The sequence below is a fragment of the Paenibacillus sp. y28 genome, from assembly GCF_037137075.1.
In the GTDB taxonomy this organism is placed as follows: domain Bacteria; phylum Bacillota; class Bacilli; order Paenibacillales; family NBRC-103111; genus JBBBNV01.
The window spans coordinates 1-13,590 of sequence record NZ_JBBBNV010000002.1 but is presented as its reverse complement, the minus strand read 5'-3'; the positions used below and the strand labels follow the sequence as shown (position 1 = coordinate 13,590).

Genomic DNA, 13,590 nt, shown 5'->3' with positions numbered 1-13,590 from the left:
CGAACCCTCCTTTTCTACGATTTCAAGCCCAAATCCGTCAAAATGGCAGCATAAAACTTGGACACGCCTAGCCACCATCCCCGGTGTTCTGCATAAATACCATTGGGATTGCTTGGATCATTGAGCCAGGATATCGGATCCACATCTGCAGGCCGATTTTGACTCAGTTTTACGATGGTTTTAGCCGCAATGAGTGCGGATTCTTCTGTGGTTAACGTTGCTCCCCGGCCTTCACACCAGCAGCCGAACACGTTCCACGGATTCTTTACGATGAGTGCGGCGTGATTGTTATTCCGCGGAACAAAGGACTGCTCCTGTCCGGTAATTGCAATCAGCAAGTGCGGATCCACGTTTTGTGCTTGCCCGGCCCGGTCAATGGCTTGCAGCAGCAGCGGATCGGCCAAGGCCGACTTGCGTTTGTCCAGCCAAGCCTGCATGGCAGGAATGGACATGGCCCGATAAGACAAGTTCGCTGGCATGATAATCGCCGGTGGCTGTACATACCCTAGCGGATCCACCGCTTGTCCAGCAAGCTCCACCTGGAAGTGCAAATGCGGTCCGGTCGAGGTTCCCACAATGCCGCGACCGATCCGGGCAATGAGCTGTCCCTTCTCCACGGACTGTCCGGTCCGGACAAACATGGCGGACTCCAAATGACCATAGATGGACCGGAGCTCGCTGCTATGATCGATGCTTATCATTTGCCCATACCCGCTGGCAGGTCCGGCGTACTGCACCTTGCCCGCTGCCATGGCATACACCGGCTGCATTTCGGTATTTTCTTTCCCTGCGGCGATATCCATCCCCTTATGCGAGGCTCCTCCTCGCCCTTCCCGGTCACCAAAACGGGAGGATAAGGTTCGGATTTGCGGTACGGGCCACACATACTCTTGCCCGTCACTATCCACCTTGACGGGTAAACTGTAAGACGGCACATAACCGGCAGATGAGGCAGCTTCCCATTCCTTAAACGTATCGGGTGATGTCATCGCCAGATACGGAATCCAGAGCGCGACAAAGGCCACAACCATAAAAATCATCAGCGCGATAACAAGCACGATGATACCAATCACCATCGGATTGGCGGCAAGGTATGCACCCGCTTTTCGCCAGAGATATGACTTCACCTCCGACTTCACCATTTCTTTGGCCATCGTGCCTGCTTTGGAAACCATGGTCTCACTCATCGCCTAGACCACCTTCAGACCGCGCGTTCTGTATAACGCAGCTTCTTCGTCCGGCACATCCATGATGAGCTCATCGTAGCTGCCATGGTACTCCAGCACATACCGGCGGGAAGCCTTGTTTTTTGCAATGCGCTGCTGAATCTCAATTGGTATGTCCGCCTCTTTGCCCAGGGAGCGCACGGCGCTATGTTCCATGAAAAAGTACACCCGGACACTGGTGTTCTCCCAGCAGCCCCGGCCTGCGGCATTCTCCAGCATAATGTCCGGCGTATTGGCACCCAGGATCATCATCCCATTCCATTGCCTAATCGTGGTGTACCAGGCAAAGATGGCACTCAGCATTTCCGGATTTTTCGCCTGCCGCTGCCCCTCATCCACCAGGACCGCCGAGAAGCTCGCCCCTTCGTATTTCAGCATCTGGATGTTGCTGTTTACCATATCGAAAGCCATGGACATTTTAATTTGGGACTGCTTGGCATTCTCATCTTTTTTATTGTCATCGCTGGTTCCTTCGCCCACTTTGTAAACGACCAGCGGCACGCGGTGATAAGCCGGTGGCTCCTCGATGCGGAACATGCCATCGTAGACGCCGATGAAATAAAGCTTCACCTTTCCAAATACGCTTTTTGCATCCGGATTGTCCTGTTCTTTCTCCTGCCGGATTTCCTCAAAAACAGCATGAATGGTCGGCTTGGGTCCCTCAAAGTGATCCCATGTCTCGGGCCGGTCACGATAAATGCCTGCCCTGGCGTATACCCGGCGAATGGCTTCCCCGACCTCAAACAATTCCTCTTTGCTCAGCCCATCGGCTAGCAAGGAAAAGGTGCGGATCGTAGACTGGATCGCCAGAAAGTACCGGCCACGATTGTACCGGATGCAGTCCTCGTCCATCTCTGGAAGTGCAGGCATGATGCTCATCGGTTCGAAATAGCGGCCATTGTCTGAGGAATGATCCACGTAGACCCCGCCTACTTCCTCGCACACGGCTCGCCATTCGCCGGTCAGGTCAAACACAAATACATGGACACCTTCTTCGATAAGGGACACGACCAGCGCCTTGAGGAAAAAGCTTTTCCCCTCGCCGGTTTTCCCAAACACCGTGACATTTTGGGCGCGGCTGTCGTTCGGGTCACACAAATTGATAAAACAAAAACCGCCATCTTCCGTTCGGCGGCCTGCATATAACCCTTTATGGTCGGAGAACGATCCGCGGGTCATCGGATAGGTCCGGGCAGCAGCAGTGTCCATCGCTGCACGCCCATAATGCGTTTTCGTAAAAAATTCACTCCGGTCCGTGTCCGGATCGTGCAGCGGACTTGTCTGCCGCATCGCTTCGACTTGCTCCCGTTTGAGTGTGTCAAGCTCCCCGCCTAAATGGCCAAACCAGGTTTTCATTTCCTCGGTGGCCGCATCGAGCTGGTGTTTCTTTGGCGCAGCAATCGTCAAATAGGTCCATACATCGATCAGGATCCGGTTATCATTGGTTTGCGAATCCCGCAGGGCAAGGATCGTATGGTAGGCATCCTGTTCCTCCCGCCGCCCTGGTTCATAGGTGGTTGCCTGCTTCATATTTTGCTCAAGCCGCTTCAGCTTGTTGATCATGGACTGGTTCCAGACCAGGTTAGCCGGTGCATAGCGGACCGTCTTTTTGAGTATCGCCCCGTGGGTACGCAGCTTTTTGTCCAGCTGGTCCAAATAGCCTGCTAAAATGGTCGGCGGGTATTCGGCTATCGCAATAACCCGGACATAATGTCCGCTGGTCACATCTTTCCCATCCAGTATCGGGTTCACCAACGTGTGCGTCTTCTCTTTCCTCCAAGCTTTCAGGAGGCGTTTGGTTGCGGCCAGCATCAGGTTCCTCCTCGTATAATCGTACTTGTAAGATCTTTTTGCTCTTTTTCCAGCTGATCCGGACGGTTGAAACAGAGTGATTAGAATTTCCAGTTTGGGGCCCATTCTGGAGGGCGTAGCCGAACCCGTACCGCAGCCGAAAGGCGAGGAACGGAAGTCGGGGCCCGTGGTTTGAAAGAAGCTCCAGCTTCCTCATTCCTGCTTCACCCGGTTCACCTGTTTCACCGCTTTACCTCGAATGAGGAAGCTGGAGCCGAATATCATTCTTGTCCTTGCAGTCCGCTTTTCTAAGCTGCACTTCTTTGCCATGCGCTCTTTAGACAACTCCATAGCTTTAGCCGTGAGATGGGCCATGTCCCCATCGCCAATAACCGGCTATAGACTTCTCAGACCTGCCTGTGGAACAATGGGATCAACAAGCACCTCTCAGGAGATTTCTTTTCCTCCTTGCGGACCGAAAGCGTACGCTTCCGAAGTGCGCTTCTGAAAAAGCGCTGTAGGTACTGCTGTTAAAGCCTGCTACCCGTGATCCATCACTCATGTTCTAACCGCTGGTTGCGCCTCTCAATCGTCCGGGGCGTAGCACCCATCAATTGTCGGACGCTTGTGGATGAGTGCTAATGACGAGGCTGAAGTCGGTGGTTTCCACGGGCACTCAGGTCTGAGTTTTGCTTGATTCTCTAAACATAGGAGGTGATTCTATGTCACCAATGCTGATTGGAATAGACGTTAGCTTAAAGTCACACCATGTACAATTCATGGATGGGACCGGTACCTCACTCGCTTCCTTTGCTGTGCCCAATGATCGAGCCGGGGCTGATTCCCTCATTCATAAGATGTTGGACACGGCATCCAAAGCGGGAGCGCAGGAGCTTCGCATCGGGATGGAGGCCACTGCTAATCTTGGCTGGCATCTCGCTCACTACCTGAAAGCCGAGCTACAGGGATATGAACCTAACATTCAATCCCAGATTTACGTCTTAAATGCACGAAAAGTGGCTAAATTCAAGAAGGGGTATGAAGCTCTTCCTAAGAATGACCGCATCGATGCCTGGGTGATTGCAGACCATCTGCGATTTGGACGACTGCCTCATGAGATGAAAGACATCATCCAATATGAAGCCTTGCAGCGCCTGACCCGCACGCGATTTTATTTGATTAACAACATCAAACGAGACAAGACCTATTTTTTGAATCAGGTCTTTTTGAAGTTCAGCGGTATGCGGCAAGACAACCCTTTTTCAGATACGTTCGGCAACACCTCGCTAGCTGTCATTCAAGAGCTTGAGCCTGAACAAGTGGTGAATATGTCGATGGACGATCTGATTGCCTTCCTTCAAGACAAGGGCAAGAAACGCTTCGACAATCCGGAGGAGATCGCCGCCTACCTGAAGAAAATTGCGCGCTCCTCGTACCGTCTGGACAAGGCTATGGCCGATCCAGTAAACATCTCCATGGCCACGACCCTGAGCGTTATTCAACATCTCGAATCCGAGGTGAAGAAGCTCGATAAGGAGATCGCCAAAATTATGAAGGGCATTCCCCAGACGCTTATGTCGGTCAAAGGCGTTGGCCCTGTCTTTGCTGCGGGTATTCTCGCTGAGATTGGCGGTATTGACCGTTTCGCCGATCACCATGCTTTAGCAAAGTACGCAGGTCTCGTATGGAGCCAGCATCAGTCGGGCGAGTTTGAAGCAGACGAAACGTATCGCATGCCCACTGGCAATAAATACTTGCGTTATTACTTGGTACAAGCCGCCGATTCGATCCGCAAGCATGATGCCGAGTATGGCGCATTCTACAAAAAGAAGTACGACGAAGTACCGAAGCACAAGCACAAACGAGCACTCGTCCTTTCTGCACGAAAATTGGTACGGTTGGTATTCATGCTACTGAAGACCAACACCTTGTACACACCCCCTGAGAGGAGGAATCCTTAGGACTACCGGATTCTACCATTTCTAACAGTTCGCCCACACTACAAAAGTGTCTGAAAATTCAGCCAACATGGTGGGTCTAGCTTCGTGTACCCTTTTTTCTACTCCAAAGACGATTTCGGTAATTCTTTTTCCAATTTCATAAATTCATCTACTTGACATTGCACCGCTGGGCTCTCCATTCAAACGCTGCTCTCACGTCCGGCTCCAAAGCCATCATCCTGCCCTGATACAGATGCTGGCGTACAGCCGGGTACGTTTCAAACCGGCGCGATACCGGCAGCTGCCAGTGCTCCTGCGTTAAGCATTCCATATCGACTTCGGACTGGTTTTGCCAAACCTGTCCCTGCCATGCCGGTGCAGCCTGTTCCCAGCACATCCAGTGATGATAATCCGTATCCACTAGCGCCACCCCTTGTCCAAGCTGCAGCAGCGTATCTCGCCAGGGGTAAGACCAGGGCATGTCCACGATAACGCGGCGCTTCTCCTGCAGCTGCCCGGCAATGAACGGCCCCAGACGTTCGGGCATAAGCACCGCCGGATCCTGTACCGTATAGAGCGTGAGGCCCGGTACATTTCGGGAGGTGTACATTTTCCAGCCCTCCTGCTCCCCCTGCAATAGCGGATTCAGCCAGGACACTGCCCCTTGATCCGGGGATAAGTCCAGCAGCGTCACCGGCTGCGCCGCCGTGCTGTTAGCTGCGGCCAGCCCGGTGGCTACAAAGGTTTTCCCGGTCGGTGCTGGACTCGTAATAATCAGCAGCGGCGAGGGTTCCCCTTCCTCTGCAGGGGATTGTCCAGATGGGTGTTCTTCTTCAGCCGATTGCAGCCCGCCATGCGCTTCGAGCAGAAGAAACTCTTCCTGTTTTTCAATCTCCATCCGCTCCGAAAGCGCGATATCTTTTGTCGGCTTCCCTGGACGGTGTCGGCGTAACCTTTGCACCAAGCTTATAATCATTTGCTTGCACCAACCCAGTGCTTTCCGAAAGGCATCCAAGCATGCGGACCAGCCTTTCCAGCCGGTCTTTGCTTCTTCACCTGAAGGAATTTGCTCCGCTTGTTCTTCTTGTACCGTGAGCCATTGATTTTGCAGCTCTTCGGTTTCTTCCTTCCCTTCTTCCCAGGACCCGTTTTGGCCTTTCCACGCCCGCCAGGACAGCGGATCCCAGTGACGTGCCAGCACCTCGGCAACCGCATAGCCGGATAGTGGGGTTGTGGTGTGACCGGCATCGTGTAAATAGGGCAGCAGCCGCTGATGGCGATCCTGGATGTCCGCAATAAGCCGCTGCCGGAGCAGCTGCTCTTTGGTTAGCCCTTCCGGTTCGTCCTCCCGCTGCAGCTTATTCAGGGCTTTTTCCCGGAAGGCCAGCCGCAGGATATATTCACTCCGCATGGCTGCGCCTCCCTGTGCTAATGCTTTCATCCGGGCAATACGCCGCGCGGTCATGGCTGCAATGCCGGGTTTGTCCGGATTTTGGGCCAGCTTTTCCTCCCACAGCTCCCACCGAAAGTCCGGCACCTGCTCGGCGTGAATACTCACATCGGTTTGCTCCTGCGCCGCTGTGCGGAGGAATAGTTCAAAGCCGCCAAGGCGTTTTTCCCGCTCATCATACACGGCTGTGTTCCAGGGCGGTGCAGTGAGCCGGTGGACGGCCTGCCACACAAACGGGCTGCGGTACAGCCAGCTGTCCTCTTGCACGCCTAATAGACCGAGGTCTTCTCCTGATTTGGGTGTCCGGATATAACGGATCCAGCGCCGCAGCCGATACGGCACCTTCAAATAGCGCATGCCCGTGTACACCACAAACACCAGCAGAAACCAGCCGACCTTATATAACACGCCTTCAGGCAAGAGCGCCGACAACATGACCGGCAATCCGCCGATTCCAAGTGTCACCACCGTAATCCAGAGAATATCCGCCAAGGTCAGCCCGGCATATTCCACATCCTCCCGGATATCGCCCATCAGGCTGGCCCGGAGCAGTTCCTTGTTCGCCTGGGCTTGTTCCTGTTCCGGACTCACGTGATCGCCTCCTTACCTGCACTTTGCTTCCGGAGCGTCTGCCGCTGCAGCGCCTCGAAGCTGCCCATATCCAGGCCCATAGGAGGTACATGGCCATAATCCACCGGCACCCCGTCCAGGATGATTTTAATCGCGCCGCTTGACGTCCGCCAAAATGGGGTACGTGCCTTCGTAAACTCCTCATACCGTTTCCGGAAAGCGCCTACGGCATCAGAACGGACATCGACATAGTTCCCCTGGATATCTTCCGTCACGGCAGCGGACAAGTCCGGATCCCTGCGGACCACGTGCATGAGATCATGCAAAAACCGTGAACCGTCCGGCATATCCAGCCGCATCACCTCGCGCTGGCGCAGGGATTCGAAGATGCGGAGCGCTTCCGCATAGTTGGCCTGCGGAATCCAAAGCGCACCGGATTTGAAAACCGCCTGTTCAATCCAGGGGTGCTGCTCCCGGTGCAGTTGCAACAGCCGGTGTCCTTCCGCTGCTTCTTCCGGAGTAAATTTCATTTTGGTCAGCAGCAACTCGCTTTGCTTTAACTCCTTCAGGCCTGCTTGATACGTCTGCTCATCCTGCCCCACGGATTCTACCTGCTTGCTCTTTAAATTGACAAACAGACCCTCTTTCATCATCCCTGCGGCGACCTGCTCCGGAGCGACCTGAAACTCATCCATGGCCTTGACTACAGACCGCAGTGATTCTTCGCCTCCCGTCACATGCAGCTTGCCGGTCTGGGCATCCCACGAAATTTGCTTGCCCAGCTCCGATCCAGCTTGCTGGACTTGCTGCACCCAGGCAGAAACGGTCCCGCGTTGTCCTGAAGCAATCGACATGCTGGAGGCTGCAGCAAAGCCTTGGGTGGACAGCATATTCCGGACCTCCGGCGTGGCCAGCTGTTGAAAGCCAAATTCCGTTGGCTTCATCATGACCTGTGTCATCGTTCCGGTCGGCTGTACCTCCAGCTCTGGAACATCATACTGAACTTGCTGAAGTGCCTCTGTTACGCCGCCGCTGGCTTGGGAGAGGGCATAATCCCGGAAGAAGTCGCTGCTTTGCTCCTGCATGCGCCGACCCAGATCAGCCATCTGTTTGCTTTTCTTTTTCCAGCGCAAGCTTTTCGATTGCAGCTCCTCGCTCCCAAAGCGTTTCCCCATGTAGTTCATGACCGTAGACAGCTTTTCCCCCACGTCCCCGGCCTTCTCCACCACGGCCCCGCCGTTGAGCGTCAGCGGCTGCTTGAAGGAGCGATAAATAGGCAGCAGCCAAAAGAACACCAGGAACAGCTGCAGGAAAACGCCGGACCCCACAGCCATCAGCGTGGGCATAATGCCGGTGAGGGCGGATAAGCCCACCCCGCTGCCATAGCTGGCCTGCGCTTTGACGAACGCTCCCCAGTGCAGGGCAAGGATAAACCCAACGAGGAGCGTCCGAATGTAAATGTTCAGGAAGCCGACCATGATTTCTGTCTTGCCGGTAAAAGCCGCTGTCGTAATCCAAAAGGCCACGAACACGGCTAATACAATTAAGAGTAAGACTTTGAAGACCGAAATCAGATACAGCGGGAAAATCATGCACCAGGTGACCACCATCAACATGAATACGCCCCCCGGCTGATCGGCAATCAGCTTGCCCGCCGATTTGGACGCAATGGACGGATTCGTAATTGCATCGCTGCCGATAATGAGCGCCTTGAGCACCTGCTGCCCATCGAGCCCCTGGTAGTTGATATTTGTGGTGGCCAGCATGTCCGCCAGCACCTTTTGCGTCACCCAATTCACGCCAACGTTACAGAAATTCATGATGTTCAGGCTGTAATAAACCAGGACCATTGCCACGACAAAGGTGACGAGCAGCTTCTTCATTTCCGTCTTACCATGAATGACCTTCATGGATAAATACAGCACGGCAATGATAATCAGCATCAGACCGACAACGGAGAACAAGCTCCAGCCGTCATACACAAGCTCAATGCTGGCCAGCTGCGGGGTAAACAGATATGTTTTGCCAAACACATCGTAGAGCGGCGCGTACACTTCATCAATATTCTGGACAATGTAATAATCCATGGCCACCTTCAAAAACTGGCCTGTCATCAGGTTAGAGTACATCTTCATCATGTCGTTGATTTTCTCACTGAGCTCCGTAACCCAATCCGGAATGTACCAATCACTTTCGGCATACACCGATTGACTCGCCCCAAGGAAGAAAATCAGGGACAGCACCGCACCCGATAGCCATTTTTTCATCTACCCACCTCCTTCACACTCTCGTCAGGTCATACCAACCGGACAGCAGCAAAAACACGGCACCCGAAATAAAAGAAAAAATAATGACGAGGGCCAGCCCCATCCGAGTCCAGAACCTGGCATCCTTCAGGGCTGCCCTCCCCAGGCTGATTTGCAGTAATCGAAGCTTGAACTGCGTCACCCAATACACCAGGGCCACAATGGCCAGCACCGAGCTTACCACGCCTCCGAGGAGGAGCAGCCAGTTCACGCTTTCAATCGTGTCGGATTTAATCGGGAATTTCTGTTCCATTTGGCTTTTATACGCGGCATTCATTTCTTCTTCCGTCATGCCTTTCTGCGCGGCAAGCATAAGAATAGGCCGCTGGATCCAGCACACCCAGACGGCCCCCACATAGGCGCTTCCCTGCAGAAGCACCCTTTTCCATTTCCTGAACATGGACCGCTTACCCCGTTGTTGTTTGCTGGCCAATGTCCTGATCATTTTGCCATTCGTAGATGTTTTCCAAAATGCTGAAGAATGCGCCGCTGAACAGCAAGAACAAAATCAGGATGACAAAGCCCATCTCGATCCAGAACGTCTTGTTTTTAATCGATTCCTTCCCTGTGGAAATCTTATAGATATGAAAAATGACACGTACAATCAGCACAATCAGAACCGCAAACACAATTAAGGTCAGCACGATCATGAGCGGACTAAAAAGGAAGTCCAGCCCATCAAGCACCTTCCAGTTAAATTTCATTTTCTCCCGGATTTTCTTGACCGGGTTCCCTTCCTCCTCTGCAAATGCAATGATCGGCAGCAGCAGCACCCCCGCCATTACCATGAGTGAGAAAAACCATGTTTTCAATTGGTTCATGTTACACGACTCCTCGTTTAAAGTAGTGAAATACAAATAACCTACGTTTATCGTAGGTTGCGTCAATAAAACCTCAATTTAAAGCAGGATAACCTACGTTTTTCGTAGGTTACGAGTACGGCAGCAGCCGCACATGCTCTAACGTTTCCATGACCGGCATGCTGCCTGGCCATGCCAGCATCCAGACCCACATGCAGACACACAAGCTCCAGCTGACTCGCGTCACCCAGCGCTCCGCCTTGCCCCCATTCGCGAACAGGTTCAGCGCCAGCTTGAGCCGGGGTACGAACAAAGAGTGAATACCCTCTTTGCCCGGTAGGTCCCCGGCTAGATGTGTCCACCAGCCGATCACAAGCCCCGCCATGAATGCCGCCAGCCACCAAGGGCTATAGGCAACCAGTGACAGGCCGCCGATGGTCAAAGCCATTGCAAATTCCGGCGTGTGAATGATACCCCGGTGCCGGACGAACGGTATGGCCATGACGGCCACCCCGGCGAAGGCTGCGAACCAGTGCCAGTGAAAAATCATGTACCCGGCCAGTACCAGGGCACCGACCCCAAGTAAAATCAGGTCCCGCAGCCGAGACAAGGCAAGCAGCAGCAATCCGGAGCCTGTCACTAGCGGCGCGCTTAGAAGCAGCTTATCTGGTAGCCAGCCTGGTGCCGGTAGCATACCGAAACGAAAAAGACACAAGCTCAGACCCACCAAGGTCAAGAACGACCCGAACAGGTTAAATTTGCGTCTTAGATGTGCTGGGAACGGTGTGATAAGCTTACTGGCCGTGCTTGTCTTGTGATCAATATCCGGGGCGCGGGAGCCGATAGCCACGCCCACCAGCGTAATGGCCGCACCCAAGATGCCGTGCTCTCCAGAAAAGCCGCCCGTCTGTCCGAGCCACAATGTACCGAGCAGCATACCCAAGGATAAATGGCCTGCGTTGTTCATTAGATTAATCACCTCCTTTCCATGACAAAAGCCGCCCCTGGAAGGAGACGGCTTTTGGTGATGAGATTCTATATTCCTTATGTTAGCAGATAAAATGGCTTGTGGAGTATGCAAAAAGTATGATTTTACATAGAAAGTGAAGTATAAAAAATCATGATTTCATACATATTTCAAAAAAAATTGGATAAAATTTTAGTATAAATTCCATGAGGTGATTTGATTTGGAAAAGGAAACTATTTATACCACAAGCAGCAGGTTTGGTTACTGCCTCAATGATCAACCCCCACCGCCTATTGACCAATCAACAAGATATTACATCTTAGGTTATTCCAAATATTATAATTTGCCTATAATTGCTCGCTGCGACAATAAACCATATAAAGGTCAAACTTCTTGGATCGTAGATAGATCTACACTTACTCCTGTTTGTGAGACGACTTAATGAATTTATCAAATAATTTAGCCGCTTCCTTATTTTTTTCTATAAACTCGCTATACATTTTTTCTGCATTAGCTATCAGCTCTGCATAATACATTATGCGCGTATTATAAAGTTGAAAACTTTTTAACGTGACCTCGTAAGTATCACTGTGTACATTTTCACCGTCCAGTTGTTTCCCCAATAATACTATTATTTCAAACGGTTCCTTATGGTTACCCTCGTTCAAAACCTTATTCATAGCAGAGTGATATTTTCTAATCTGTTCTGTAAGTTCAAGTGACCTGACTTGCCTACCAGCTCTTTTTAATTCTATAATTAAGTGCTTATTTGAAGCTTTTTTATAACGAACATCAAGCCTTGCATCTTTTTCATTCTGTGTCAGTGAATCATTGACAATGTCAAATTGTGTCTTAATCGCTTCCTCTACAGCTGGTATTTCTGTTCCTCTATCCCATGAAGGATCAAGTAACCATAAGTTTTGGGCAAGATGCTCCTGAATAACTTTCTCCAAAGCATTTTCACTTACAACTTCCTTCATTTTCTTAATAATAGCAAGCCTTTCATATACTATTTTATAATAAAACGTAGCTTCAATACTATTTAAAGTGTTGGCGGCTTTGATAAACGCACTAATGTCTTCTACAGATATTTGTTCAAACTCACTTAATGAATTTTTTAATTTCAATGTCTCAAATGCAAGAACACCATGCCTTATTAATTCTTCTTGTTCTTCTGATGTTTCCAACGTTAATTGATTAATTTTACCAAAAAATTTTTTTGCGATCTTTTTATCATCTGGCCCTAATTCATCGTACCATTCTTTAATTACTTCTATTTTTACAGCATTTTCTGTTCCTCTTGCATTCCTTAAACCTATCCATTCATTTTTTATGTGCCTAAGTTCTTCCCTTACAAATTCTTTAAGAGCAATATATCGCTCATCATCCTCAAAAATGTTTTGTCTGTTACTTGTTGTAATATCATCTTCTTCATCGGTATCAAGAAATTCCACATGCAATTCCCCAAAGACATATTTCGCATACAGACCGGTTTGACTAAACTCTGATAGAATGTCTTCCTTTGCCATCTTTCCTCTAATCATAACAGCAATTCTATTAATTGTTTCATCTTCATCCTTTAAAGCATTGGGTTCAACTGAGGTTGCAATCCATCCGGTCAATTTATAGTTAGTTTCATTATGTACCCATATATTATTTCGTTCAAAATTGCTAATTAGAACATTCTTACTGGTTTCGCTTAATATCTTTTCTTTTTTATCTACTCCATATATCCATAAGTATTCAGCCTTTGACAGATATTCTCTATCTTCTAACTTCAATGGTTCATTATTAATTTTTATATTAAATTTATACTCGTCTCCAATTATCGAAAACCGCCGTGCAAGCCTTCTCTTCAAATATTTGCCAAGGTTTAGGGTTCTTTTTTTTAATTGTCTCAAAATAATTTTAGTCCCATTCGAACTAAAATCGACATCGTTCGGGGATAAAGGGTCAGGATGATATTCTTTATTGTCTCTAATTGCTTCAGAAAGTTTGTTTGTATTTATCTGCAGTGCATTTTTTTCTCCATTTTTATAAGATAATATTGTAATTTCATGGGCTATTGAGAACAAAGATAATTTGCCAATCCCTTTTCTCCCCATAAAAGGTCTGTTATGCTTCGGGGTCCTAGAACGCTCATTTCTTTTTCGATATCCCACTTTTAGAAACCTGCTATTTATATCATCAATACTCATCCCACAACCATCATCAATGATTGTAATTTGTGAATTACCTTCAATTTCAATATCTACATTTTCTGCATCAGCATCCCAAGCATTGGCAACGACTTCAGAAATTACAGCAGGCATATTACTATATAGATTTAAACCCAAATGGTTTAAAACTTGCAAATCCATTGTTATAATATACTTTGACAAACAAAACCCTCCCTCTCCACCCTTTATATGGAATTATATTCTCATCCAAAAATAAATCAATACTTAAAAACAAAATTAATACTGGACAGTGAAAAGTTCTCAAGCTTAAGAAGCCCATGAATCTGCGTCAGTAGAGGGCGAATCTTGCTTGGAACGAA

9 protein-coding genes are annotated in these 13,590 nt (G+C 49.8%); 1 reads left to right on the top strand and 8 read right to left on the bottom strand.

Annotated elements, in window-relative coordinates; genetic code table 11:
• Window positions 1–14: 14 nt before the first annotated feature.
• Entirely contained in the window at window positions 15–1,187 is a 1,173-nt protein-coding gene (locus tag WBG83_RS03245) for a M23 family metallopeptidase (RefSeq protein ID WP_336742654.1), read from the bottom strand.
• Window positions 1,188–1,190: 3 nt separating this feature from the next.
• On the bottom strand, window positions 1,191–2,978 hold the full coding sequence (locus WBG83_RS03240) for a TraG/VirB4 family ATPase (protein WP_336743101.1): 1,788 nt from the start codon (window positions 2,976–2,978) through the stop codon (window positions 1,191–1,193).
• Between the two features lie 761 nt (window positions 2,979–3,739).
• On the opposite strand from WBG83_RS03240, the gene WBG83_RS03235 reads away from it, so the two are divergent.
• On the top strand, window positions 3,740–4,978 hold the full coding sequence (locus tag WBG83_RS03235) for an IS110 family transposase (protein WP_336742652.1): 1,239 nt from the start codon (window positions 3,740–3,742) through the stop codon (window positions 4,976–4,978).
• Window positions 4,979–5,126: 148 nt separating this feature from the next.
• Here the strand turns inward: WBG83_RS03235 and WBG83_RS03230 are convergent, their stop codons facing one another.
• From WBG83_RS03230 to WBG83_RS03205, 6 genes are all read right to left on the bottom strand, one after another.
• The gene (locus WBG83_RS03230) at window positions 5,127–6,998 is read right to left on the bottom strand and encodes a hypothetical protein (RefSeq protein ID WP_336742651.1); all 1,872 of its coding nucleotides are present in this window, start codon (window positions 6,996–6,998) and stop codon (window positions 5,127–5,129) included.
• Window positions 6,995–9,244: a hypothetical protein gene (locus WBG83_RS03225; RefSeq protein WP_336742650.1), complete on the bottom strand. Its 2,250-nt coding sequence runs from the start codon at window positions 9,242–9,244 to the stop codon at window positions 6,995–6,997. The genes WBG83_RS03230 and WBG83_RS03225 overlap by 4 nt, the downstream gene beginning before the upstream one ends.
• A gap of 13 nt (window positions 9,245–9,257) precedes the next feature.
• Window positions 9,258–9,683 carry a hypothetical protein gene (locus WBG83_RS03220; RefSeq protein ID WP_336742649.1) on the bottom strand — a complete coding sequence of 142 codons (426 nt, stop codon included), beginning with the start codon at window positions 9,681–9,683 and terminating at the stop codon, window positions 9,258–9,260.
• A 7-nt stretch (window positions 9,684–9,690) separates the two neighbouring features.
• Window positions 9,691–10,104, bottom strand: coding sequence for a hypothetical protein (locus tag WBG83_RS03215; RefSeq protein ID WP_336742647.1), 414 nt, complete (start codon window positions 10,102–10,104; stop codon window positions 9,691–9,693).
• 109 nt (window positions 10,105–10,213) lie between these two features.
• The gene (locus tag WBG83_RS03210) at window positions 10,214–11,050 is read right to left on the bottom strand and encodes a metal-dependent hydrolase (protein ID WP_336742646.1); all 837 of its coding nucleotides are present in this window, start codon (window positions 11,048–11,050) and stop codon (window positions 10,214–10,216) included.
• 417 nt (window positions 11,051–11,467) lie between these two features.
• Window positions 11,468–13,432, bottom strand: a complete 1,965-nt coding sequence (locus tag WBG83_RS03205) for a BbrUII/HgiDII family restriction enzyme (protein ID WP_336742644.1) — start codon at window positions 13,430–13,432, stop codon at window positions 11,468–11,470.
• Window positions 13,433–13,590 lie beyond the last annotated feature (158 nt).